Consider the following 22,315-nt stretch of genomic DNA (forward strand, 5'->3'; position numbering starts at 1 on the left):
CCCGGGCTCTTACACTGCGCGCTTCGCTCGCTGGCTATGTTTCAGGTATCGCAGTGACAGGCTGGAAATCTTGCCGCTTCGCGGTGCCTTCGTTACGGGATTGCAGCCTCTGGTCTGCAACCTCTCACTCAGCAAGCTTTCTGAATCGCCCGCACGATCTTAAATTCAAAACACGGTCTTAAATTCAAAACACGGTCTTAAATTCAAAAATCGAATGGGTTTTTCTTTTAGAAAAATTGATTGGCGTGCTCAAGATGGCACCGAATGAATGGTTCGAGACCCAAGGCTCGACACCTGAAATGAGGGAATCGCGAAGCGATGACATTTTACGCCACTCACTATTGCCGGGAAATATGTCCGTCGTGCCTGCGACAGCGCGCAGTGAAAGAGCCCGGGGGGGCTTGGGGGGTGGCGGCGATAGGCCGCCCCCCAAGTCGGTGTGGGCCGACGCCCACGGTCTTGACCTTAAGCCCAGTTTGGGTGGCAACCCAAGGTGTTGACGTTAGCAGCGATTAAACCGCTGCCCCCGGTTTAATTTCCTGCTGAAAATCCTCAGCATCAACATCATATCCCGACGGTTCCCACCGTACCGCTGTCAGCACGATCAATCCCGCCAGTGGCGCTAACGCGATCACCCAGAACACGCCGGTGCCGAGCGCAGCGGAAAGCACCGGGAACAGGAACAGGGAAAGGGTGGAGCTGGCGCGCATCAGCGTCTGGTTGAAACCGACACCCATGCCGCGCAGCGACGTCGGGTAGCTCAGTGAAGCAAACGTCATGGTGTGTGAGCCGGGCCCGAAACCCTGACCGAACAGGAATAACGCCAGCATGGCGATGGAAATCGCCGCTTCACCGCCGTCTGCCGGACGGCCAACGACGGCCAGGCCGATCATTGCCACCAGCTGGCAGGCGTAACCGGCGTAAGTCATTTTCCATGCGCCAAATTTCGACACATACCGTACCGCAATCAGGCCGCCGACGAAGGCGAAACACAGGTTCAGGCCGAGTGAGAACAGAATAGTGCTGATCATCGACTGTTGCAGGAAGCTGGATAAAATCACCGGCAGCCCGAACGCCACGGCGTTATAGGCAAATGATGAGGCAACGGCGGTGACCGTCGCCAGCACGGTGCGGCGCAGATAAATACCCTGCAACAGCGTGCCGTAGTTGCGCCATGCGGCTTTGCGTACTTTCACCTGCGGGGTTTTATCCGCATCGTCCGCGACGACCGCATTAATGTTATAGGATTTTCGCAGGATCGCCGCCGCGCTTTGCAGGTCGCCCTGATTCGCCGCCCAGACCGGAGATTCATTCATATAGCGGTGGCGGATAGCAATAATCAGAATTGCAGGCACTGCGCCGAAACCGAGGATCAGACGCCCCAACCAGTCGGTATGCGTGGCTGGCAGCACCGCATAAAGCAGCAGCACCAGCAGATAGGAAACGCTGATCGCCGCGTACCATGTCGGGCACCACATCGCCACGCGCGAGGCTTTATTGCCGCGCCCCTGAAGTTTTGAGAACTCCGCAAGGAACGCCATCGCCACCGGTAAATCGATGCCGACGCCTAATCCCATCACAAAGCGCGAGCCACCGAGCACCCATTCATTTGGCGCAAAGGCACAGGCAAGCGCGGCAATCACGAAGAAGAACATGTCAGCCATGAACACGCGGTAACGGCCGATTTTGTCGGTCAGATAGCCACCGAACAATGCGCCGACAATTGCCCCGAAGGTAATCGCCGATGCTACAAAGCCCGCGCCGGAAGGTGTCAGACCAAACTGGCGGGTGATATCTTTCATCCCGAAGGCCAGTGCGCCGAGGTCGTAGGCGTCGAGGAAAACGCCGCCCAGTGCAATAGCAATCACGATGCGCGCGTCGCTGATTTTCGCCGCGCCGCGGTTCACTAACTGAGTAATATCGGCAGCGGAACGAATCACCACCGGCTGGTCAGACGCAGGATCTGCGCTGTAATCCCCTGAAGAGGCGGCGGGAGAGGCCGCAATTGAATCAGACATTATTGTGTTTACGCTTTTTGACAAAAAAACCAGCATAGAGGCGAGGTGATGCCCGTCACAAGTCCTGATTAGACGTTGAGTGAAAACAAATGGCTATAAGTTAAAACAAAGTGATCTAAGAGGAAGGAGTGAGCATTTTCTTTCGGGGAAACAGACAATCATGTTTCAGCGATTTCACGGATAAGCTTCGAACATTTCGGTATTTTACTCCGCTACCGACGCCTGTTTTTATGGCATACCCTCCATTCCCCTGCGCGAAATTGGACTATTCTTGTTAGCAGCTTGTTTATACAGATGAAAGCTCAAAGACTGAGCCGTCGCCAGGCGACAAAACCAACATAACCCGATAAGAGGATAGAGCATGACTGTAACAACTGGGCGAGTACGGGGATTTTCCGTGGCAGCGCTGGCGCTGGTTTCTGCGATAAGTTTCAGCGCACAGGCCGCTGATGATGCCGTACGTGTCGGCTCGAAAATTGATACCGAAGGTTCGCTGCTCGGTAACATTATTATTCAGGTGCTGGAAGCCAACGGTATTCATACCACCAATAAACTACAGCTGGGAACGACCAAAGTGGTGCGCGGCGCGATCACCGCCGGTGAGATCGATATCTATCCGGAATACACCGGTAATGGCGCGTTTTTCTTCTCCGACGATAAAGATCCGGCGTGGAAAAATGCTCAGGCCGGTTTCGATAAAGTTAAAAAGCTGGATTACGACCAGAACAAAATCGTCTGGCTGGATCCGTCTCCGGCTAACAATACCTGGACTATCGCGGTGCGTCAGGACGTGGCGAGTGCGCACAACCTGAAATCGCTGGGTGATTTGGGCAAATACATCAGCAGCGGCGGCGAGTTTAAACTGGCGGCCTCGGCAGAATTTATTGAGCGTCCGGATGCTTTACCTGCGTTTGAAAATGCTTACGGTTTTAAACTGAATCAGGCGCAGTTGTTGTCACTGGCGGGCGGTGATACGGCGGTGACCATCAAAGCGGCAGCGGAAAAAACCTCCGGTGTGAACGCGGCGATGGCCTACGGCACCGACGGTCCGGTAGCGGCGCTTGGCCTGCAAACGCTGGAAGACCCGAAAGGCGTGCAGCCAATTTACGCACCTGCGCCAGTCATCCGCGAGGCAGCGCTGAAAGCGCATCCGAATATTCCTGATTTGCTCAAACCGGTGTTTGCTTCGCTCGATACCAAAACATTGCAGGGCCTGAACGCGAAAATCGCGGTTGATGGTCAGGATGCGAAAAAAGTGGCGGCGAAGTATTTGCAGGAAAAAGGTTTCGTTAAAAAATAACCGGGCAGTGACGCCCTGAGCACGGCCTTCGGGTCGTGCTCTTTGATATCAGGTAATGTTTTGACTTATCACTCACCCGTTAAAAACCGCGTCCTGCTGACGCTGGTTTTGCTGCTGTTGCTGGCCGGTTTCGGACTGGCCTTCGTCAGCCACGCGCCTAACCGGCTGGTCTCCGGCAAAGGTATTTCGCTGACGAGCCTGCTGAATGGCTATTCTGCCTTACTGCTGTTGCCTGCCGTTTTACTGCTGGTCTGCGCTTTTCTGAATCTTTATGGCCGCCATCATTTAGTGGTGATGTTACTGGCTGAAATCCTGCTGACCGCGCTGGTCTGGCTGGCCGGTCACACTGCGGTTCAGCTTGCCGGTGGCGATGAAGACAGTATCGCGCGCACCTCGCTGGGCGGCGGTTTCTGGGCGGGCGCGGCGCTTTGTCTGCTGATCGCCTCCGACGCTATTTCCCGTTTTACCCGCAATCACAGCCTGCGCATTTTGCTTAATGTGCAGATGATCGTACCGGTGGTTTTGCTGCTGGCGTACGGTCAGCTTGCCGAACTTTCGCTGCTCAAGGAATACGACAACCGTTCCGACGTGTTCAACGACGCGCTGTGGCAGCATCTCGGCATTTTGTCTGGCACGCTGGTGCCTGCGGTATTGATCGGCCTGCCGGTCGGGTTGCTGTGTCACCGTAAACCCCGCTGGCGCGGGCCGGTATTGTCGGTGCTCAATATTATCCAGACCGTGCCGTCGATTGCGCTGTTTGGTCTGCTGCTCGCGCCGCTGGCCGGGCTGGCAAAAGCGCTGCCGTGGCTGGCAGAGCACGGCATCAGCGGCATCGGCCTGGCTCCGGCGATTATCGCACTTGTGCTGTATTCGCTGTTGCCGCTGGTGCGCGGCGTGATTGCCGGGCTGGAATCGGTGCCGGAAGCGGTCATTGAATCCGCCCGTGGCATGGGCATGAACCGCGCTCAGGTGTTTTTACGTGTGCAGATGCCGATTGCCTTGCCGGTTATCCTGACCGGCGTGCGCATTGTAGCGGTGCAAACGGTCGGCATGGCGATGGTCGCCGCGCTGATTGGCGCTGGCGGACTGGGCGCGATCATGTTCCAGGGCTTACTCAGCAGCGCGCTGGATCTGGTCCTGCTCGGGGTGATCCCGGCGGTGCTGATGGCGGTGGTCGTCGACAGTCTCTTTAAATTTGCAGTCTCAATTCTGGAAACCACACGCAGATGATTCATTTCAAGCAGGTTAGCAAACACTTTGCCGGAAAAGCGGTCGTGCGCGATCTCACGCTGGAAATGGCCAAAGGCGAATTCACGGTTCTGATTGGCACGTCCGGTTCGGGAAAATCCACCACGCTCAAAATGATCAACCGGCTGGTGGAACACGATCGCGGTGAGATTTTATTTGCCGGTGAACCGATAGAGAAATTCCGTGCGCAGGATTTGCGTCGCCGGATGGGCTACGCCATTCAGTCGATTGGCCTGTTCCCGCACTGGACGGTGGAAGAGAACATCGCCACCGTGCCGCAGTTACTGAAGTGGCCGAAGGCGAAAATCCGCGACCGTGTGACGGAGTTGCTCGAATTGCTCAATCTGGATCCGAAACAGTTCCGGCATCGTTATCCGCATCAGCTTTCCGGCGGGCAACAGCAGCGCGTCGGTGTGGCGCGTGCGCTGGCTTCAGACCCGGAAGTATTGCTGATGGACGAACCTTTCGGTGCGCTCGATCCGGTGACCCGCGCCACGTTGCAGGAAGAAGTGGCGCGCATCCACAAAATCACCCACCGCACCATTGTGCTGGTAACGCACGATATTGATGAGGCGCTGGCACTGGCCGACCGCATCGTGCTGCTCAACGACGGACAAGTGGTGCAGCAGGGCACACCGCTGGAATTACTGACCCGGCCAGCAACGCCGTTCGTGCGCGATTTCTTTGGTGGCAGCGATATGGGGATCCGGTTGCTGTCACTGCGCGAAGTCGGTTCACTGACGCGGCGCGGCGAGCCGTATTCCGGCAGCCAGCCGCCGCTGATGGATTCGATGAGCCTGAGTCAGGCGCTGTCAAAATTTGTCGCGCAACGGGTTCAGCAATTGCCGGTGGTCGATGAACAGGGCCAGCCGCTCGGCGTGCTGCATTTCGCCGATCTGACCACTGAGAGGAATGACGCATGAAACGGATATTCGCAGATCCTCTGATTTGGTTATTCGCTTTACTGCTGGCGCTGATTTTCGGCATGACCTCGCTTGGCGGCCTGTTTCACTGGATGTTCCCTGAGCTCAGCAGGCCGGTATATCAGCAGGAAAGTTTCGCCTCGCTGGTGGAAGCACATTTATTACTGGTCGGTATTTCCAGCCTGATCGCGGTGGTGATAGGTGTGGCGGCCGGTGTAGGCGTGACGCGTCCGGCGGGCAAGGAATTCCGCTCACTGGTGGAAACGCTGGTGGCGATGGGGCAGACATTTCCGCCGGTCGCCGTGCTGGCGGTTGCGGTGCCGGTGATGGGATTCAGCGAAAAACCGGCGATTATCGCGCTGGTGCTTTACGGGCTGTTGCCAATTTTGCAGGGCACGATTGCCGGGATTGAATCCGTGCCTGCGTCGGCGCGTGAGATTGCGCAAGGCGTGGGCATGAGCCGCTGGCAGATGTTGCGAAAAGTGGAAATTCCGCTGGCCGCGCCGGTGATTATTTCCGGCATCCGCACGTCGGTGATTATCAATATCGGGACGGCGGCGATTGCCTCATCGGTCGGCACCTTAAGCCTCGGCTCACCGATTATTATCGGCCTGAGCGGCTTTAATACGGCTTACGTGTTGCAGGGCGCGGTGATTGTGGCGCTGCTGGCGATTTGCGTGGATATGCTGTTTGAACGCTGGAGCCTGTGGTTACAACGCTGGCAGCAGCGATCAGCAGACGAATCAGTTCGTTGATGCAGAAGACGGCGCAGGGACAACAGAAGGGGCGTCGTTATCGCTGACAGGTTTAGCGTCGTCCTGGATCACCACCGCATAACCGGCAACCATTACGCCGCCAATTGCGCCCATCGCCATCAGACCAAACAGCGCGATAAATAATTTTTTGCCAAGCGAATTCATGTGCAATACCTCAGAAATTTGAACGACGAATTATAAATCGTTTCGTTACCCCTGCAACAGACTATTCATGCTGTGACTACATTATCGTTGCCGTCAGCGAATTTTTTGTCATATGCAGAAACTTTTTAGCAACATTTTCACGCGATCGCACAGATTCCCTTGCCGGAAATCAGGCCAATAGCGTTAACTGTTGGCCTTCATTATCACGCTAATAAGTTCTTCCTATGACTGGTTCTGTCACCCGTTCTCTGCTGCCATTAATTGCTGCACTGTTTGCGTTGTATTTTATCTGGGGTTCTACGTATTTCGTTATCCGCGTCGGCGTGGAAAGCTGGCCGCCGCTGATGATGGCCGGTCTGCGTTTCTTTGTCGCCGGATGCATTTTATTCACATTTCTGCTGCTGCGCGGGCATAAAGTCCCGACGCTGAAGCAGTGGATGGCCGCCGGTGCCGTGGGCATTTTGCTGCTCTCGGTCGGCAATGGTCTGGTGACGGTGGCGGAACATATGCAGGTGCCGTCCGGCATTGCCGCCGTGATGGTGGCGACCGTTCCGCTGTTTACCCTGTGTTTCAGCCGCCTGTGGGGAATGCCCAACAGCCGTCTGGAATGGACCGGTGTCGCCATCGGCCTGTTCGGGATTGTGCTGCTCAATACCGGCAGTAATCTGGAAGGGAACCCGTGGGGCGCGGCGCTGATCCTGCTCGCCTCATTAAGCTGGGCATTCGGTTCGGTGTGGAGTTCGCGCCTGCCGCTGCCAGCAGGCCTGATGGCCGGAGCAGCGGAAATGATCATCGCCGGTGTGGTGTTGCTGGTTGCCAGCCGCGTAACCGGCGAACATCTGACCGCGACGCCGTCGCTGCACGGTTTTCTGGCGCTCGGTTATCTGGTGGTTTTTGGCTCTATGATCGCTATCAGCGCCTATATGTTCTTACTGAAAACCGTGCGTCCCGCCGTCGCCACCAGCTATGCCTATGTGAATCCCATTGTGGCGGTTCTGCTGGGGATCACCTTTGCCGGCGAATCCCTGTCACCGGTCGAATGGGTAGCGTTAGGCGTGATCCTTTGCGCAGTCCTGCTGGTGACGCTGGGGAAATTTGTGTTCGGGCGAAAAAAATCGGTGATTAAGGAAGTGAAGGTTTAACCGTCCTCCCCTTCGCAGGGGAGGAAGCAGATCGAACTTACCTATTATTTCTCAAAGAAGATCGACATCCGCGCCACTTCCACGCCGAATTTTGTCAGTGAGGTGACGTTGAACAGGTGCTGTTCATCCTGCTGATAAATCCAGTCATCGAAGGTCAGCCGGTAGGTGCTGCCGCCTGATTTCACATCCATGACGTATTTCCAGTTAAACGCGTTACCGGCGGAATGACCGGTGGCGGTACCGATAATATCGCCCGCCGTGCCGGTATAGCTGCCGTCAGCGAGTTTGCGGATGTGCCAGACGCGGGTTTGCTTCTCGCCGTCGTCATACACAAAATCTTCATGCAGCGTCAGCGTATCGCCTGCCACGTCACCACGAATTTTCACGGTAAAACGTCGCGTCTGTTTATTGCTGTGATCCTGCACCATGCCGTACGCCACGCTGTCACCGGCGAACCAGGTAAAAATATCCAGCTTCGGCTGAGCCTGGGCGTAATCCTCGATGTTGGCTTTACAGCCGCTGAGGACCACAATGCAGCCCATCAGTAACGCAAAAAAACCTTGGCGAAAAACAGTCATAAAGCCTCCGGTCAGAGGGATGTCAATCCGATGCGGTAACACCGGTCAGTTTGCTGCGTAAATCCGGATATTGCGTTTCAGGGGAGAGCCAGATGGCCAGGAACGCATCACGAAAAGCCGGGGTGAATGCGTTGCCCGCCGGATTTATCATCACGCTGTTGGCCGCACGGCTGTAAAACTGTCCGCCGTTTTCTGTGGCGACAAAAATGATTTCACTGCCATTACTGACGTCCGGCCAGGTATTTTCAACGGCGTCCAGCCAGCCATTTTTTTGCGCCTGTGCCAGCAATCCGAGTGCCTGCCACTGTTCTTCTGTGGCTTTGGTCAGTTCCTCGCGATCAATACTGCGCAGATAATCAATGTCTAACGCCAGTGGCCATTTTTGGGGCTGATATGTGCCGTCAGGGGTCAGCAACTGCGAGTTGTAAACCTCAAACGGCCCCCAGCTGAGCGTGGCGTGCCCGACAGGTTTCCACTGTTCCCACGGCACAGCGGCGAAAAGCGGGGAGGAGAACATCAGCAGCGCGGCGGTTAAAAGTGCTTTCATCAGCTTCTCCGCAGGGAATGTTGGTTAAGCAAAACCGGCAGGCTGATCAGCGGTAAAAACAGTGCCCAGCCCGCGGCCAGCGCCAGCCAGACGTACAACGGCGTAGCCTGAAGTTGCATCGCACCCAGGTGCATGCCGATAAAATAAGCCAGCGGGCCGCTGACGGCACCGAGCGGAATTAACCAGTACACTTTCAGGCGTAAAACCCCCAGCAGCCACAGCCACCAGGCGCTGAAACCCAGCCACAGCGCCATCATCCATGCTGGCACGGCGGCAGAATCAGTAAACTCAAACAGACCCAGAATGCACCACAGCGAATCCATCATAATGCCCAGCGTACAGGCCACCGCGACCCACAAACGGCGGCGCGACGGGGTGAACGCCAGCATCAGAAAACTGCTGATCAGCAGAAAAATAATAAAACGGTCGCGCCCCCAGACTGCCAGCGTCCACCAGACGTCGAAGCCTGCTGCCAGCAACCAGAAGCGCAGGGACATCATCCGCGTCGCTCGGCGGTCAGTTGTACGGTGCTGATGGTGCGGGCGCGGAAACCGGCCTCGCAATAGCACAGATAAAACAGCCACAGGCGGCGGAAATGCTCGTCCTGCCCTTCACCGGTTTGCGTATTCCAGTAACGCTGCACACGCTCGCGCCATTCATGCAGGGTGCGGGCGTAATCGGAACCGATATCAAATAAATCACGCACCACCAGACTGGTGCAGCGCGTCATGGTGTCATTCATGGCGGTGATGGACGGCAGAAAGCCGCCGGGAAACACATAACGCTGGATGAAATCGACTTTGCGGCTGTAAGACGCGTAACGCTGATCGGCAATCGTGATCGCCTGGATAGCCATGCGTCCCTGTGGTTTAAGCAGGGCATTACAGCGTTTGAAAAAGGTGGAGAGATAACGCTTTCCGACCGCTTCGATCATTTCAATCGACACCAGTTTGTCGAACTGGCCGCGCAACGAGCGGTAGTCTTCACACAACACCGTCACGCGGTCGCTCAGCCCGGCTTTTTCAATACGCTCGCAGGCAAAGCGATATTGCTCGCGGGAAATGGTAGTGGTCGTCACCTGACAGCCGTACTCACGTGCGGCAAATTCTGCCATCGCGCCCCAGCCGGTACCGATTTCAAGCAGATGATCTCCCGCATGCAGTTGCAGCTGTTCGCAAAGACGGCGCATTTTGGCTTCCTGCGCCTGTTCCAGCGTCATTTGCGGTTCCTGATACCAGGCGGAGGAATAGAGCATTTTCTCATCGAGAAAGCCCTGATAAAAATCGTTGCCCAAATCGTAATGCGCGGAGATATTTTTTCGTGCCTGAGAAGGGCTGTTGCGACGGAAAAAGTGGATCAGGTTATTGGCGGGCGTGCTGAGCCAGCTCAGGCGTGCTTCGAGCTTGTCCACCAGTTTCAGGTTCTCCGCCAGCAGCTGTAACACCGTCGTCAGGTTTGGTGTGGTCCAGTCGCCATCAATAAAGCTTTCACCCGCCGCAATGCTGCCGCCCAGTAAAACCCGGCGATAAGCGCGCAGACGATGAACTTCGATTTCACCCTGCAAAGGCGCTGTGTGATCACCAAAGAAAATGGCGTCTTCGCCCGGCTCCCGCAGGGTCAGACCGGCTCCTTTCAGCTGCCTGAGCACGCTCAGAATCAATGCGCGTGCGGCCTTGCTGCGCCTGTTGTTCGCCCCTTCGCGGGCGAGCTGCACTTCAGGTTGGCTCATGGTCAGTCCTTATCAACGGGAGGATGAGAATAAATGGGGGCCCGTTTCAGCCACAGTTTCAGCGCCTGCCAGTATATGGTCAGCGCGGTCTTTGCGGTCATCAGGGGCAGCCGCCACAATTGCTGACGCAGCGCCTCGCGGGTCAGCGGGCGGGCGGTCAGAGAAAGGGCAGCATCGAATTCCCGTTCTTTGCGGTGATTTTCGATAGTGATGTGTAACTGTTTTCCAGGAGGTGTCAGGCGCCAGTGATAGACCATGTCCATCGGATTGAAGGGCGACACATGGAAGGCTTTCGGCACAGGCTGCGAACCGTCAGGGAGCACCGCGTAGGTGTGGCGTTCATTCCAGGGCGTATTACGCACTTCGGCCAGCATCCAGCGCAAAATCCCACTTTGATCATAAAGGTAGTAGAAGTTGACCGGATTGAAATAGCAGCCGAAATAACACAGCTGACAGAGCAGCATCACGCGTCCTTCGGGGCGTTCGCCGGTCAGCTCGGCAATTCTCGCCTGGGCTTTGGTTTTGATATCGCCACCGCCGAGATAATCTTTACGGCGAAAACTGGCTGGAGAAAATTTTTCCAGCCGGATACCCAGAGCGGGTAACGCGTCCAGTTCATCGAGATCAATCAGCGGCATGAAAATGTCATAGTCAAAACGGTGCTCAACGGGCGTAAACCGGCGATGGCGCACCGTGCCAACATACAGCTGGCTGTTCATGACGCCTCCCGTTTTTCCTGCCCGCGTTCTGCCTGTGCAGTGAATAACCGCAGACTCAGTTGTTCCGCCACGTCGCGTGCGCTGTTAACACCGTCTTCATGAAAACCGTTGTACCAGTAAGCACCGCAAAACCAGGTGTTGTGGTGGCCGTTGATCCGGTAACGCTCCTGCTGCGCATGGTGGCTGGCCAGATTCAGAACCGGATGCATATAAGTGGCGCGGAACAACACTTTGCTCTCATCAATCGGCGTCAGCGGATTGAGGGAAACACAAAACGTCTGCGGCGCGTTCAGCCCCTGCAAAATATTCATGTTATAGGTCACGCTGGCACGGCGGCTGTGCGCCGGACTGGCATCGCGCATATCAGCACGCTCCGCTGGATGGAGCGTATTGGGCAACTGATAATTCCAGCTCGCCCAGGCGCGTTTCTCGCGCGGCAGCAGATGCGTGTCGGTATGCAAAATGACGTCATTGGCCTGATAAGGCAGCGCGCCGAGAATGCTTTTTTCTGCGTCCGTTGCGTTCTCACCCAGAATGCTCAGCGCCTGATCGGAATGGCAGGCAAAAACTACCTGATCAAACTGTTCTTCACCCTGTGCTGAATACAGCGTCACGCCGCCAGATGTGCGGACAACGCCAGTGACCGGTGTACTGGTCAGCAGTTTTACGCTGGCGGGGAGTTTCTCCTGCATCCGGCGGATATATTCCCGCGAACCGCCCGGCACCACCATCCACTGCGGACGGTTAGTGACATCCAGCAGCCCGTGGTTATTGAAAAAGCGCAGAAACATCGACAGCGGGAAATTCGCCATATCTCCGAGAGAAGAGGACCAGATTGCCGCGCCCATCGGCAGCACATAGTGCAGGGCGAAGAACGGCGAAAATCCATTTTGATCCAGCAAATCGGCCAGTGTGTCTTCGTCATTATGCGGATTGAGCAGGCGTGCCTTACACAATTTGTTAAAGCGCAATATTTCGAAAATGAACTGCCAGAACCGCGGCCGGAAAAGGTTGCGACGCTGGGCAAACAGGCTGTTGAGCGAATGCCCGTTGTATTCGAATTTGCTGAGCGGATTACGCACAGAAAAACTCATTTCCGTCGGCTGACCTTCGATGCCCAGCTCTTTGAGCAGGGCGATAAAATGCGGATACGTGCGGGTGTTATAGACAATAAAACCGGTATCGATGGCGTATTCCTGGCCGTCTGAAATCACATCCTGCGTGGCGGTGTGGCCCCCTAACGTTGCCGATGCCTCAAAGACGGTAATTTCGCAGTCCGGCTGGTTCTTTGCCAGTAACCAGGCACAACTCAGCCCTGAAATCCCGCTGCCAACGATAGCCACTTTAGTCGTCATTTTATTTCACCATTTTCCGGCATAACCATTTTTGCAGACCGACCGGCAGCAGCGCGGTAGTTTTCAGCAAACGGGCAAAGAGAGGAGGGAAGGCAATTTCGCTGGCGCCGTGCGCCAGTTTTTTACGGATATGTTTTGATGCCTGCACCACCGTCACCATCATCGGCATCGGAAAATCATTGCGTGCTGTCAGCGGCGTTTCGACAAATCCTGGCTGGATCAGGGAAATATGAATCTGACGTTTGGCCAGATCCACCGCCAGAGAACGGGCGAAAAAGGCCAGCGCGGCTTTCGAGGCACCGTAAGCTTCGCTGCGTGAAAAAGGCAAAAGCCAGGCCACGGAGCCGACCAGCGCCACGCGGCTGCCGGGAGCCAGGCGCGGCAGCAGGGCATCGAGACAATTCACCGGGCCGATGAAATTGGTGTTCATCACGCGGACGATTTTTTCAGCCTCAACCACGCCGTCATCAAGATATTCGCAGGTGCCGGCGCAAAGGATCACCAGATCGGCCTGCACGTCCTGCAACGCCTGACGGGTTTCTGTTAAATCGGTGATATCAAAACGTAGCGGGATAATCAGCGGACTGGCGGCGGCGACCGCAATGAGTTTTTCAGCATCACGTCCGCAGGCGACGACTTCCCAGCCTTCTGCGGCATAGTCCTGAGCCAGCTGTTTTCCGATACCCGAACTGGCACCGGTGATCAGGACGCGGCGCATTATTTCAACCTTGCTTTAACCGCGCGGACAGCGCCGCCGAGCACCGGAACATGCTCATACAACATCGCACCGAGATCGTAATAATCGCGCTGATAGGCAATCCGGTTATCTGACAGGCGCAGATGGCTGGCGCCATTAAGAAACATAGCCTGACCTTTTTTCAGTGCCGGATGCGAAAACTCCATCCGCCAGAACAGCGACGCTTCAGCGCCACTGGTCAGCGGAGGCTGAATGTCAAAGCGACAGTAATTCACTTTTTTGAGCAACTGCGCGAAATAGCGTTCGAGCGCATCCACGCCGTCGTAATGCGACACCGGATCAATAAACACCACATGCGGATGATAAATACGCGAAAGCTGCGGCAGCAGGCTTACATCCAGATGGCTGTAAAATTCGCAAAGCCGGGTCAGAACATCAGCGGGTATCGCGGGTTCAGGAAAATGTGTAATCATTATTTTTTCCTTCCATTACGCACTGGCACTATCTGCAGAACCGGAGGCGTGTCTTCACCGTGAAGACTTTCGACATTATCGTTTTCGTCTTCGCTGTCTTGTGAGCCCAGCAGCAGGGAAGCACTGCCCAGAAGAAGTATCGACAGCCCCTGTTCAACCCAGTTCAGCAGGCGCTGTCGCTGAATTTGCGTCAGTTTGCCTTCAGCCCATAACAGGATTTGCGAACCACTGAGATTTTCAAGGTGCGGGTCATCGAGCGGGACCGGCATGATGTCGATCTGCATCCCTTCCTCGCAGCGCACAATGGCTTCAAGCCACAGCTCGGTGCTGTCCAGATGTCCCCAGCCAACCAGCGTCGCCGGATTGCCGGGACGTTTACGGGCGGCACCCATACACATCACCGCGTGTTCGATGATCAGACCGTCAAGCTGGCTGCGTAACATCAGCAGGCGCGGATCCCCTGCACTGAGGCGCGAGCGCAATGGTCTGAGCACGTTATTCACAAACGACGCCGCCGGATATTCGCGACCGAGTTCCGTCATCAACTGACGGACTTTATTGCTGCGGCCATCCTGCAATGCGGTCAGCAAACTATGTTCTGACTGCGACCAGCCGCCCGGCAGTGCATCAACTTTGCCTTCGAGCAGAGATTTCACCTGGCCGACCGGGATCCCGCGATTAATCCAGCCCAAAATAGTGCGGATGGTATCAAGGTCATCATCATTAAACAGACGATGGCCGCCTTCGGTGCGCTGCGGTTTTAGCAAGCCGTAACGGCGTTGCCAGGCACGCAGCGTGACCGGGTTGATACCACAAATTCGGGCAACTTCGCCGATGCTGTAAAGAGACATAATGAATTCCAAAATATTCGCACTAACCAATGCTAACTCTAGCGCCAGATTGCAAAGCTGTACAACTTTATTATTTTTGTACAACTTGCCTAATACTTTTCTCCTACATTATTTTAACTTGCAATGTTCTCATATCAGAGATATTTTCCCGATATTGAGATTTAACCGCAGGGTAAGGAAATGGAAGAAGGGCAGGAAAGTCACGATCTGCGTCTGGCTGAGCGTCTGGCAGAATTGCGTATCGGGCAGGGCTGGTCACTTGAACAACTGGCGCAACTGACCGGTATCAGCCGCGCCACGCTTTCACGGGTGGAACGGGCAGAAACCAGTCCGACCGCTTCTTTGCTGGGCAAACTGAGCGCGGCTTACGGGCTGACCACTTCACGTTTGCTGATGGCGCTGGAAGATAACCCGCCGGAGCTTATACGCCGCGCGCAGCAACCCGTCTGGAATGATCGCGAAACCGGTTTTGAGCGTCGTTCGGTATCCGCGCCTGCGCCCGGTTTTCGTGCTGAGCTGATTTCCGGTTTGCTGAAATCAGGCGCGACCATTTCGTATGATTCCCCGCCGGTTGACGGTCTCGAACAGCATATCTGGATGCTGGAAGGCGTGCTGGAATTCACGCTCGATGGCCGCTGTTACCGGCTGGAAGCGGGAGACTGTCTGCGTTTTCATCTTCACGGCACGTCATCTTTTCACGTACCCGGCCCGCAGGATGCCCGTTACGTCATCGTTATTTCACGTCCTTAACCTCTGATGAAAAGGGCTATTCCCATGCAAAACAGCAATGAAGAAGTGGTGATCAGCGAAGTGCAGGGCGGCGTGCTGACGCCGGAGGATCTGGATGCGCTGGCGGAGACGCTGATGCAATCCGTCGCACTCGGCGCAAGTATCGGATTCATTTTGCCTTTTGGTTTTGTGCAGGCGCAGGCCTTCTGGCAAAAGCTTTTGCCGGCTTTTGAGCGTGGTGAAAAGCGTCTGCTGGTGGCGCGGGTGGCAGGGAAAATTGCCGGTACTGTGCAACTGGTGGTCGATCAGCCCGCCAACGGCATCCATCGCGGTGACGTGGTGAAACTGATGGTTCACCCCGACGGCCGCCGTAAAGGGATCGCCCGTCAGCTGATGACGTCGGTCGAAGCGCTGGCACGCGAAGAAGGCAAAACCCTGCTGGTGCTGGATACGGTGACGGGCAGTCCGGCACAGACGTTGTATGAAAATCTGGGCTTCGCCCTGAGCGGGACGATCCCGCATTATGCGATGTCAACGGAAGGGATGCTGGAATCGACGAGCGTGATGTATAAGGTTCTGATGTGAAATGTTTTAAAGTCAAAACCGTGGGCGTCGGCCCACACCGACTTGGGGGGCGGCCTATCGCCGCCGCCCCCCAAGACCCCCCGGGCTCTTTCACTGCACGCTCCGCTCGCTGACTATGTTTCATCAGCCGCAGTGATAGCCGCAAAATCCCGCCGCTGCGCGGTTCCCTCCCATCGGGTTACAACCCGCGCAAAAAGATGCGCGGTTTTCCACCTCTCGTCCGGCGGTATTTTGGAACCGGCCTCAGGCTCTTAATTCACAACCTGACTGATTTTGAAATCTAAAAACTGTCTGCCCTTGAATTTAAGATGCTGCGGGCGTTTCAGAAAGCTTGCTGAATGAGAGGTTGCAGACCTAAGGCTGCAATCCCGAAATGAAGGTACCGCGCAGCGGCAAGATTTCCAGCCTGTCGCGGTGGTTGCTGAAACATAGCCAGCGAGCGAAGCGCGCAGTGTAAGAGCCCGGGATTCTCAAGGGGTGCGGCGACAGGCGCCCCTTGAGGCCAGTTTGGGTGGCAACCCAAGGTTTTGTGGGTGTGGGCGGCGAGCCCACGACCTTGACCTTTAAGCCAGTGTGGGTGGCAACCCACGGTGTTGACCTTAAAAAAGCCGAAATATAGCAGCGGCCTCTGCTATCTCTTCTGAATGTACGTCAGCGCCAGCGCCACCGCCAGCACCAGCCCTTTGATGATATCCATCGCGTAATACGGCACCGACAACATCACCAGTCCGTTCGACAGCACGCCCAGAATGACTGCGCCCAGCAGGGTTCCCAGCGCATTCGGTTTACCGGAACCTGCCAGCGAGAAACCGATGTAGGCGGCGGCAACGGCGTCCATCAGGTAACCGCCTCCGGCATTCACCTGCGAAGACCCGATACGTGAGGCCAGCAAAATACCCCCAGCCCCGGCCAGAACGGATGACATCACATAGGCAATCACGCGGTAACGTGCGGTGCGGATCCCCGCCAGACGTGCGGCCAGCGGGTTGCCGCCGATGGCGTACATGCGGCGGCCATGTTTGGTCAGCGACATAAACAGTTGTACCGCAATGGTCACGACGGCCATCACGATGACAATCACCGGCACCTGACCGAGCAGGCTGAACACCGCGGGCACCGTGCCTTCGGCCATGTCACCGCTCGGCAGTAACATGTTTTCAGTGATCGAACCGCCGTAGCTGTAGGTCATCGCTGCGCCCTGAATCACAAACAGGCTGGCGAGGGTGGCGAGCATGTCAGGGATCTTCAGGATGACGATAAGGAAAGCGTTGAACAGGCCGACCAGCGTACAAAGCGCCAGCGTGATCAGTATCGCTTCGGTGGTGCCGAAACCGTGCCAGACGAACATCGAAATCACCAGCGCATTGGCGAGTGACGCCGTTGACCCGACGGATAAATCGAAGCCGCCGACCGCCAGTGAAATCGATACGCCGATAGCAATCACCGTCACGATGGCAATCGAACGCAAAATGTTGATGATATTCGACGGCTCAAGGAAGTTATCTGATGCCACACCAAAACCGGCAATCAGCAATACCACGGTCAGCAACATGCCCCATTTATACAAAAACTCGAACAGCTGATGACGCCACGGCTGACTCGCTGCGGGCACGCTTTCTTTACTCACCACGGCTTTGTTCACGCGGGTGTTCCTCCGGTTGAATAGACTAATAAGGTTTCTTCGTCGACGTTAGCGGCGTCGAGTTCGGCCACAATGCGGCCATCCCACAACACCAGAATGCGGTCGCATAAACCGACCAGTTCGGCGAACTCACCGGAAGCATAAATAATGCCTTTTCCCTGTTGCGCCAGGCCGTCGATCAGCCTGAACACGTCCGTTTTGGCTTTGATGTCTACGCCTTTGGTCGGTTCGTCGAAAATCAACACCTGACTCTCGCTGCGCAGCCATTTTCCGATAGCGACCTTTTGCTGGTTGCCGCCGGAAAGCCGTGCCAGCTTCTGCATTGGCCCGGAAGCGCGAATGCCTAAGCGGCTGATAATGTCTTTTGCCCATGACAGTGACTGGCGCGCGTTGAAAATACTCCAGCGCGAAAAAGTGTCATCGGCAGTCACACTCAGGTTCATCGGGATATTTTCATCAATGAAAATCCCTTCCTTGCGCCGTTCTTCCGGCACTAACGCCAGCCCCTGTTCGACAGAAAGGTGCGGCTCTTTCGGCTTCCACGGTTTGCCATTCAGTTCACCGCTTTCCACCTGACTCGGCGTCGCGCCAAACAGCGCCTTGCACAGTTCAGTTTTTCCGGCACCCGCCAGCCCGGCAATGCCGAGGATTTCGCCACGATGCAGGCGCAGCGAGATATCGCGCAGTTTGTCTTTATCGTGCATGCCGTGAATGCTTAGCAGCGTTTCACCGCTGTGCGGCGGACGGCGCGGTGGATAGATATCGTCGAGCTGATGGCCGATCATTTTCTCGATAATGTGCTCGTTGCTCAGGCCGTCCATGCTGTCATCGCTGACCAGACGCCCGTCGCGCAGCACCGTCATGCGGTCGCAGATATCACGCAGTTCATGGATACGGTGCGAGATAAACACAATCGCCATTCCGGCGGCTTTCAGCTTGCGTACCAGTGCGAACAGACGCGCACTTTCCGCCTGATCGAGCGGGGCGGTCGGCTCATCGAGGATCAGGAACCGGCATTTATGCGATAACGCCCGCGCCAGCAAAATCAGCTGTTTTTCCGCCAGCGTGCAGCTCTCGATGCGAGCCCGCAGGTTGATGTTCAGCCCAAGCTGTTCGGTCAGTAACTGTGCCTGACGGTAAAGCTGCGGCCAGTGATGCAGATGACCCGGTTCAGAAAGGCGGTCGAGCATGATGTTTTCGGCAACGTTCAGCGTCGGCACCAGCGCGACGTCCACTTCCTGCTGCACCAGATGAATCCCGTGCTCGCGGGCATGATGCGGCAGGCGGATATTTGCGGTTTTGCCGTCGATAGTGATCTGCCCGGTGTAATGTTCATGCGTGCCGGAAAGCACCGCCATCAGTGTCGATTTCCCCGCGCCATTCGCGCCGACTAACGCATGGACGGAGCCGCCTTCCAGCGTGAAATCCACCTGGCGCAGGGCAGGAAAACCGGCAAATGAAATCGAGATATCGCGCATCTCAAGGAGGGAGGTGGTCACTGGGCGTTCGGCCTTATTAAATAGACGGATGGGTATTTAGACGTTTAGCCGTCTAAGACTCGCAGTAGCAGAGTTTTAACATATCAGGGAATTTAAGCAACAAAATAAAAGTGATAACTAAGAGCGAAAAGATCTAAAGTCTTCAGCGGAAACTCGATCGACTCCCTCCCCTGCGAAGGGGAGGGTTGGGGTGGGGTATTAAAGACAAATCAGCGGGTTAAGTCACCGCGCAGGCATTTGCGTTAATACTTAAAACCCTCTCCCGGCCTCCCCCTTCGCAGGGGGAGGAGCTAAAAGCAGATCATTCCTCGCTGAATTTAAGCGCGACCCCTAGCCCGTCCGCTGCCCGGACAGACACGAGATCAACGTCATCCCTGAATGTAATTTCCCCCACCCGCAAACTATTCCGTACGGCCTCCAGCGAACGGGTGGCGAATTCCAGTCCGACCATCCGTGCGCTGCCGTTTTCGCCTTCCGGCACAATGCCGAATTCAGCGGTGGCTTGCTCCGGCGTGACAAACCGGACGGTGGCGCGACCCGCGCGCAGGATCACTTCCTGCGGTCTGATCTCCAGTGCAGCGGCACCAAACAACTCGCCATAGACCTTTGCGGCGTCCTGCGGATGTGCCGCAGAAATCACAAAGCCGGTGATATCGGCAACGGCGTTCGGGTGGTTTTGCCATTCGTTACGCCACACCAGTTCCGGCGTCAGATGATGACAGAAGAAACTGCGGCCATTCGGTACGCGGCCAGTGGCCAGCGGTACGGTACGGAAACGCGCATTCGGCGAGGTGCCATCGTTGAGCGCCACAGGGCGGAAGAATTCTGCCGGTGCGGAACCCGCAATGTTTTGCTGTTGCAGATGTTCGTACACCGCCGATGAATTCTGCGTTTTCCACACCAGACCGGTCAGGCCAAGCGGCGCCTGCCACAGGTCTTTGCGGGTGTGCGCGTTGCCCGGCTCATAGCCGAGCAGTTCCAGATAGTTTTCACCGAAAATCGCCAGATGATTACTGGATCCCAGCGAGTGATGACCACGCGTCGTGAGATGGAATCCCAGGCGGCGGAACTGCTGTTCGGCCTGATTCAGCTGTTCGGCGACGTTGATCACCACGTGATCAAGCTGCGGGCGAACGGGCTGCGGATGTTGAGCTTCAGTCATTAAACGGTTCTCCCAGCGTTAACATCAGACGGTTTGCCCAGGCGAAGAACGCCGCAGACTGCGCCAGATCGACAATCTCAAGTTCGTCTAAACCCTGTTCGCGCAGCGCCGCAATGTGCTGCTCAGTGGCGACCGGTGGGGTAGCGGAAAGCGCGGCGGCGAAATCAATTTCGGCCTGCCAGCGCGGAGATTGTTCTTTGCTGAGAATGCCACCCGGCGGGGTGTCGATCAGGCGCTGGATATCTTCCGTCTGTTTGGAAAGCTGGCTGGCTTTGCGCGAATGCACCGATGCGCAGTAAATACAGCCGTTGATTTTGCTGGCGACGGTGGCGGCGAGTTCGCGCTCTTTGCGCGGCAGCCCGCCGGAGGTGTAGAAAATTCCTTTGTCGGTCAGCGTGCGCTGTTCGAGCACCGGCAGATTGCGGCCTAACAGGCGGAAATAGTCGGAATCCGTATGACCGAATTTCGCCAGGATCGCCTGCTGGGCTTCATCAAATTCTTCCAGCTTTTTCGCCGGTATCCACGGCTCCCAGCCCAGTTCTTCCTGGGTAAAGGCCTGTGGTGCATCGCGTCCGCTGTGGGTATTCGGTTCGGTGCGCCAGAATGCGGCACCGACCGGTTTATTGCTGCCGTTCTCTACCGGCTTGCCGCCAATCAGCCGGTAGCTGCGCAGCACACGGCTCTGGAAACTGACGAAAGCGATCAGTTGCGACAGTGTGACAATCGCATCTGCCGACCAGCCCGCTTTTTTCAGTGCCTGCAAATGCGCCGGCGTCGCGCTGGCAGGTTTGAAACTCAGGCGTTCACCGTGCGTCAGCGCAGCGTCGAGACGGGCAGTTTCGTCGATGTCGGGCAAATCCTGCAAACGTTCGGAATAGTGGTTAGTCAGTTGCGAATCGCCATGCCAGCGCGCGACGTTTTGCGCTAAACGCAGGCGTTCAGCCAGTGAAAAATCTACGCCATCCTGTTCGGTAAACAGCGCGTCATAGCTGCCCTGTGCGTGACGGGTTGCGGCATCACGTGTGTCGCGAGCCTGTTTCAGCGCCGAGTCCGGGGCGATGTCAGCCAGCTTTTCCAGCAGGTCGGTCGAATAGGTAGTCATAGGGCTTCCCTTGAGAATGAGGAGTCGGCAGTGGAGGTGGAAACACGGCGTTGCGGCGTGCGGCGAACCCAGCCGAGGGCGGGCGCAACGTGACGGGCAATCAGTTCGATAGAACGTAAAATGTAAGGGTGCGGCGGATCGATGGAATGCACCTGAAACGCCAGATCGGTGACACGTGCCAGGGCGGTATCGGCCTGCAACGTCGCGGTGACCTGCGCCGCCGTGCCGAGATGCACGTCGAAGGCGCGGATGTAATCGTCCAGCGTATCGCCTTTCACAATCTGCCCGCTGGCGCGGTGGTTTTCGGCCTGACGGCGTAAGCCTTTTTGCGCCAGTTCACGAGCTTCATCGCCGTTTTCAGTGACGAATGCGGTACGCGATCCCATGATGCGCGGCGTCACGCCTTCCGGCAGTGCATCCAGATAGGCATCGATAATCGGGTTTTGCAGTTCATCGAGACGTAAATCTGGCGCATCTTGCGGACGTGGCTGGGTGCGCGAAAGCATCAGGCCGTCACCGGATTTACCGGCACGTGCGCCGCCGTCCACCGAGAACGTCGCCTGCCAGATACGGTTCGCCAGTTGCGGAGCGGCCGGATATAAACGGTTATCGGTGCCTGCCAGCGGTTCGCCGCGCCAGGCGGTGAGCAGGGTTTGCAGATTGTTGCCAAAGGCCTTGCCGCGATCCTGACTTTCCAGCCCGAACGGCGGGAATGACGTCGGCGTACCGCCCGAGCCTAAACCGATTTCAAGCCGTCCGCCGGAGAGTAAATCCAGCACGGCGGTGTCTTCGGCAACGCGCAATGCGTTTTCCATCGGCAGCGTGATCACGCCGGTGCCGAGACGGATAAAGCGGGTATGCGCTGCCACCTGCGCGAGGAAAACCAGCGGCGCAGGCAGGCCGCCTTCGGCCTCGTGAAAATGGTGCTGCGCGACCCACGCGGAATCAAAGCCTAACTGTTCGGCGTGAATAATTTGCTCGGTCGCCAGCCGGTAACGTTCCTGCGCGCTGGTGTTGTCCAGCAGGCGGGTGAAGAATCCAAGACGTTTACTGCTCATAATGTCCCTCTTTTTTTCTGTACGGGCTTTCATGTACG

23 protein-coding genes are annotated in these 22,315 nt (G+C 56.4%); 7 read left to right on the forward strand and 16 right to left on the reverse strand.

Going from position 1 to position 22,315, the window contains the following annotated elements; translation table 11 throughout:
• Nucleotides 1–512: 512 nt before the first annotated feature.
• Nucleotides 513–2,018 (reverse strand): MFS transporter, encoded by a 1,506-nt coding sequence (locus CKQ54_RS10385; RefSeq protein ID WP_120160730.1) that lies wholly within the window; start codon nucleotides 2,016–2,018, stop codon nucleotides 513–515.
• A 361-nt stretch (nucleotides 2,019–2,379) separates the two neighbouring features.
• On the opposite strand from CKQ54_RS10385, the gene osmF reads away from it, so the two are divergent.
• The 4 genes from osmF to CKQ54_RS10405 are packed head-to-tail and all read left to right on the forward strand — an operon-like array spanning nucleotide 2,380 to nucleotide 6,244.
• A complete protein-coding gene (gene osmF, locus CKQ54_RS10390) occupies nucleotides 2,380–3,318 on the forward strand; it encodes a glycine betaine ABC transporter substrate-binding protein OsmF (protein WP_120160508.1) in 939 nt (312 codons plus the stop codon).
• Nucleotides 3,319–3,378: 60 nt separating this feature from the next.
• Nucleotides 3,379–4,548, forward strand: a complete 1,170-nt coding sequence (locus tag CKQ54_RS10395; RefSeq protein ID WP_120160510.1) for an ABC transporter permease — start codon at nucleotides 3,379–3,381, stop codon at nucleotides 4,546–4,548.
• A complete protein-coding gene (locus CKQ54_RS10400) occupies nucleotides 4,545–5,489 on the forward strand; it encodes an ABC transporter ATP-binding protein (RefSeq protein WP_120160512.1) in 945 nt (314 codons plus the stop codon). The genes CKQ54_RS10395 and CKQ54_RS10400 overlap by 4 nt, the downstream gene beginning before the upstream one ends.
• Nucleotides 5,486–6,244 carry an ABC transporter permease gene (locus CKQ54_RS10405; protein ID WP_120160514.1) on the forward strand — a complete coding sequence of 253 codons (759 nt, stop codon included), beginning with the start codon at nucleotides 5,486–5,488 and terminating at the stop codon, nucleotides 6,242–6,244. The genes CKQ54_RS10400 and CKQ54_RS10405 overlap by 4 nt, the downstream gene beginning before the upstream one ends.
• On the opposite strand, the gene CKQ54_RS26090 is transcribed toward CKQ54_RS10405, so the two are convergent.
• Complete coding sequence (locus CKQ54_RS26090) at nucleotides 6,233–6,409, reverse strand: hypothetical protein (protein WP_165353138.1); 177 nt, start codon at nucleotides 6,407–6,409, stop codon at nucleotides 6,233–6,235. The genes CKQ54_RS10405 and CKQ54_RS26090 overlap by 12 nt on opposite strands.
• 224 nt (nucleotides 6,410–6,633) lie before the next feature.
• Here CKQ54_RS26090 and yedA point away from each other — a divergent pair, with 224 nt between their 5' ends.
• Nucleotides 6,634–7,551: a drug/metabolite exporter YedA gene (gene yedA, locus CKQ54_RS10410; protein ID WP_112287460.1), complete on the forward strand. Its 918-nt coding sequence runs from the start codon at nucleotides 6,634–6,636 to the stop codon at nucleotides 7,549–7,551.
• Between the two features lie 44 nt (nucleotides 7,552–7,595).
• Here the strand turns inward: yedA and CKQ54_RS10415 are convergent, their stop codons facing one another.
• From CKQ54_RS10415 to CKQ54_RS10455, 9 genes are read right to left on the reverse strand one after another with little or no spacing between them, the layout of a single operon-like run.
• Nucleotides 7,596–8,129 (reverse strand): DUF3833 domain-containing protein, encoded by a 534-nt coding sequence (locus CKQ54_RS10415; RefSeq protein ID WP_120160516.1) that lies wholly within the window; start codon nucleotides 8,127–8,129, stop codon nucleotides 7,596–7,598.
• A 22-nt stretch (nucleotides 8,130–8,151) separates the two neighbouring features.
• A complete protein-coding gene (locus tag CKQ54_RS10420) occupies nucleotides 8,152–8,676 on the reverse strand; it encodes a hypothetical protein (RefSeq protein ID WP_120160518.1) in 525 nt (174 codons plus the stop codon).
• A complete protein-coding gene (locus CKQ54_RS10425; protein WP_120160520.1) occupies nucleotides 8,676–9,176 on the reverse strand; it encodes a DUF2878 domain-containing protein in 501 nt (166 codons plus the stop codon). Before CKQ54_RS10425 ends, CKQ54_RS10420 begins: the two co-directional genes overlap by 1 nt.
• Nucleotides 9,173–10,405, reverse strand: a complete 1,233-nt coding sequence (locus tag CKQ54_RS10430) for an SAM-dependent methyltransferase (RefSeq protein ID WP_120160522.1) — start codon at nucleotides 10,403–10,405, stop codon at nucleotides 9,173–9,175. Before CKQ54_RS10430 ends, CKQ54_RS10425 begins: the two co-directional genes overlap by 4 nt.
• 2 nt (nucleotides 10,406–10,407) lie before the next feature.
• Complete coding sequence (locus CKQ54_RS10435; protein WP_112287465.1) at nucleotides 10,408–11,124, reverse strand: DUF1365 domain-containing protein; 717 nt, start codon at nucleotides 11,122–11,124, stop codon at nucleotides 10,408–10,410.
• Nucleotides 11,121–12,479, reverse strand: coding sequence for an NAD(P)/FAD-dependent oxidoreductase (locus CKQ54_RS10440; protein ID WP_120160524.1), 1,359 nt, complete (start codon nucleotides 12,477–12,479; stop codon nucleotides 11,121–11,123). Before CKQ54_RS10440 ends, CKQ54_RS10435 begins: the two co-directional genes overlap by 4 nt.
• A 1-nt stretch (nucleotide 12,480) precedes the next feature.
• Nucleotides 12,481–13,197 carry an SDR family NAD(P)-dependent oxidoreductase gene (locus CKQ54_RS10445; RefSeq protein WP_120160526.1) on the reverse strand — a complete coding sequence of 239 codons (717 nt, stop codon included), beginning with the start codon at nucleotides 13,195–13,197 and terminating at the stop codon, nucleotides 12,481–12,483.
• Nucleotides 13,197–13,649: a nuclear transport factor 2 family protein gene (locus CKQ54_RS10450; RefSeq protein WP_112287468.1), complete on the reverse strand. Its 453-nt coding sequence runs from the start codon at nucleotides 13,647–13,649 to the stop codon at nucleotides 13,197–13,199. The genes CKQ54_RS10445 and CKQ54_RS10450 overlap by 1 nt, the downstream gene beginning before the upstream one ends.
• Nucleotides 13,649–14,500: a MerR family transcriptional regulator gene (locus CKQ54_RS10455; RefSeq protein ID WP_120160528.1), complete on the reverse strand. Its 852-nt coding sequence runs from the start codon at nucleotides 14,498–14,500 to the stop codon at nucleotides 13,649–13,651. Before CKQ54_RS10455 ends, CKQ54_RS10450 begins: the two co-directional genes overlap by 1 nt.
• Before the next feature lie 180 nt (nucleotides 14,501–14,680).
• Here CKQ54_RS10455 and CKQ54_RS10460 point away from each other — a divergent pair, with 180 nt between their 5' ends.
• Together CKQ54_RS10460 and CKQ54_RS10465 are read left to right on the forward strand one after the other, a co-directional pair.
• Nucleotides 14,681–15,250 carry a helix-turn-helix domain-containing protein gene (locus CKQ54_RS10460; protein WP_120160529.1) on the forward strand — a complete coding sequence of 190 codons (570 nt, stop codon included), beginning with the start codon at nucleotides 14,681–14,683 and terminating at the stop codon, nucleotides 15,248–15,250.
• Nucleotides 15,251–15,274: 24 nt separating this feature from the next.
• Nucleotides 15,275–15,814 carry a GNAT family N-acetyltransferase gene (locus CKQ54_RS10465; RefSeq protein WP_120160531.1) on the forward strand — a complete coding sequence of 180 codons (540 nt, stop codon included), beginning with the start codon at nucleotides 15,275–15,277 and terminating at the stop codon, nucleotides 15,812–15,814.
• 631 nt (nucleotides 15,815–16,445) lie between these two features.
• Here the strand turns inward: CKQ54_RS10465 and CKQ54_RS10475 are convergent.
• The 5 genes from CKQ54_RS10475 to CKQ54_RS10495 all read right to left on the reverse strand — a co-directional run bounded on the left by CKQ54_RS10475 (nucleotide 16,446) and on the right by CKQ54_RS10495 (nucleotide 22,277).
• The gene (locus CKQ54_RS10475) at nucleotides 16,446–17,444 is read right to left on the reverse strand and encodes an ABC transporter permease (RefSeq protein WP_369964713.1); all 999 of its coding nucleotides are present in this window, start codon (nucleotides 17,442–17,444) and stop codon (nucleotides 16,446–16,448) included.
• A gap of 8 nt (nucleotides 17,445–17,452) precedes the next feature.
• Complete coding sequence (locus tag CKQ54_RS10480) at nucleotides 17,453–18,934, reverse strand: sugar ABC transporter ATP-binding protein (protein ID WP_120160535.1); 1,482 nt, start codon at nucleotides 18,932–18,934, stop codon at nucleotides 17,453–17,455.
• Between the two features lie 322 nt (nucleotides 18,935–19,256).
• Nucleotides 19,257–20,117 carry a VOC family protein gene (locus tag CKQ54_RS10485; protein ID WP_120160536.1) on the reverse strand — a complete coding sequence of 287 codons (861 nt, stop codon included), beginning with the start codon at nucleotides 20,115–20,117 and terminating at the stop codon, nucleotides 19,257–19,259.
• A complete protein-coding gene (locus CKQ54_RS10490; protein ID WP_120160538.1) occupies nucleotides 20,110–21,219 on the reverse strand; it encodes an alkylhydroperoxidase domain protein in 1,110 nt (369 codons plus the stop codon). The genes CKQ54_RS10485 and CKQ54_RS10490 overlap by 8 nt, the downstream gene beginning before the upstream one ends.
• Nucleotides 21,216–22,277: a putative FMN-dependent luciferase-like monooxygenase gene (locus tag CKQ54_RS10495; RefSeq protein WP_120160540.1), complete on the reverse strand. Its 1,062-nt coding sequence runs from the start codon at nucleotides 22,275–22,277 to the stop codon at nucleotides 21,216–21,218. The genes CKQ54_RS10490 and CKQ54_RS10495 overlap by 4 nt, the downstream gene beginning before the upstream one ends.
• Nucleotides 22,278–22,315 lie beyond the last annotated feature (38 nt).

The organism is Rahnella variigena (assembly GCF_003610915.1).
Taxonomy (GTDB): Bacteria; Pseudomonadota; Gammaproteobacteria; order Enterobacterales; family Enterobacteriaceae; genus Rahnella; species Rahnella variigena.

Excerpts from the sequence above, each read along its gene's own strand:
- CKQ54_RS10385 (WP_120160730.1), bottom strand. The coding sequence starts at position 2,018 with ATGTCTGATTCAATTGCGGCCTCTCCCGCCGCCTCTTCAGGGGATTAC.
- osmF (WP_120160508.1), top strand. The coding sequence starts at position 2,380 with ATGACTGTAACAACTGGGCGAGTACGGGGATTTTCCGTGGCAGCGCTG.
- CKQ54_RS10400 (WP_120160512.1), top strand. The coding sequence starts at position 4,545 with ATGATTCATTTCAAGCAGGTTAGCAAACACTTTGCCGGAAAAGCGGTC.
- CKQ54_RS10405 (WP_120160514.1), top strand. The coding sequence starts at position 5,486 with ATGAAACGGATATTCGCAGATCCTCTGATTTGGTTATTCGCTTTACTG.
- CKQ54_RS26090 (WP_165353138.1), bottom strand. The coding sequence starts at position 6,409 with ATGAATTCGCTTGGCAAAAAATTATTTATCGCGCTGTTTGGTCTGATG.
- yedA (WP_112287460.1), top strand. The coding sequence starts at position 6,634 with ATGACTGGTTCTGTCACCCGTTCTCTGCTGCCATTAATTGCTGCACTG.
- CKQ54_RS10415 (WP_120160516.1), bottom strand. The coding sequence starts at position 8,129 with ATGACTGTTTTTCGCCAAGGTTTTTTTGCGTTACTGATGGGCTGCATT.
- CKQ54_RS10420 (WP_120160518.1), bottom strand. The coding sequence starts at position 8,676 with ATGAAAGCACTTTTAACCGCCGCGCTGCTGATGTTCTCCTCCCCGCTT.
- CKQ54_RS10425 (WP_120160520.1), bottom strand. The coding sequence starts at position 9,176 with ATGATGTCCCTGCGCTTCTGGTTGCTGGCAGCAGGCTTCGACGTCTGG.
- CKQ54_RS10430 (WP_120160522.1), bottom strand. The coding sequence starts at position 10,405 with ATGAGCCAACCTGAAGTGCAGCTCGCCCGCGAAGGGGCGAACAACAGG.
- CKQ54_RS10435 (WP_112287465.1), bottom strand. The coding sequence starts at position 11,124 with ATGAACAGCCAGCTGTATGTTGGCACGGTGCGCCATCGCCGGTTTACG.
- CKQ54_RS10440 (WP_120160524.1), bottom strand. The coding sequence starts at position 12,479 with ATGACGACTAAAGTGGCTATCGTTGGCAGCGGGATTTCAGGGCTGAGT.
- CKQ54_RS10445 (WP_120160526.1), bottom strand. The coding sequence starts at position 13,197 with ATGCGCCGCGTCCTGATCACCGGTGCCAGTTCGGGTATCGGAAAACAG.
- CKQ54_RS10450 (WP_112287468.1), bottom strand. The coding sequence starts at position 13,649 with ATGATTACACATTTTCCTGAACCCGCGATACCCGCTGATGTTCTGACC.
- CKQ54_RS10455 (WP_120160528.1), bottom strand. The coding sequence starts at position 14,500 with ATGTCTCTTTACAGCATCGGCGAAGTTGCCCGAATTTGTGGTATCAAC.
- CKQ54_RS10460 (WP_120160529.1), top strand. The coding sequence starts at position 14,681 with ATGGAAGAAGGGCAGGAAAGTCACGATCTGCGTCTGGCTGAGCGTCTG.
- CKQ54_RS10465 (WP_120160531.1), top strand. The coding sequence starts at position 15,275 with ATGCAAAACAGCAATGAAGAAGTGGTGATCAGCGAAGTGCAGGGCGGC.
- CKQ54_RS10480 (WP_120160535.1), bottom strand. The coding sequence starts at position 18,934 with ATGCGCGATATCTCGATTTCATTTGCCGGTTTTCCTGCCCTGCGCCAG.
- CKQ54_RS10485 (WP_120160536.1), bottom strand. The coding sequence starts at position 20,117 with ATGACTGAAGCTCAACATCCGCAGCCCGTTCGCCCGCAGCTTGATCAC.
- CKQ54_RS10490 (WP_120160538.1), bottom strand. The coding sequence starts at position 21,219 with ATGACTACCTATTCGACCGACCTGCTGGAAAAGCTGGCTGACATCGCC.
- CKQ54_RS10495 (WP_120160540.1), bottom strand. The coding sequence starts at position 22,277 with ATGAGCAGTAAACGTCTTGGATTCTTCACCCGCCTGCTGGACAACACC.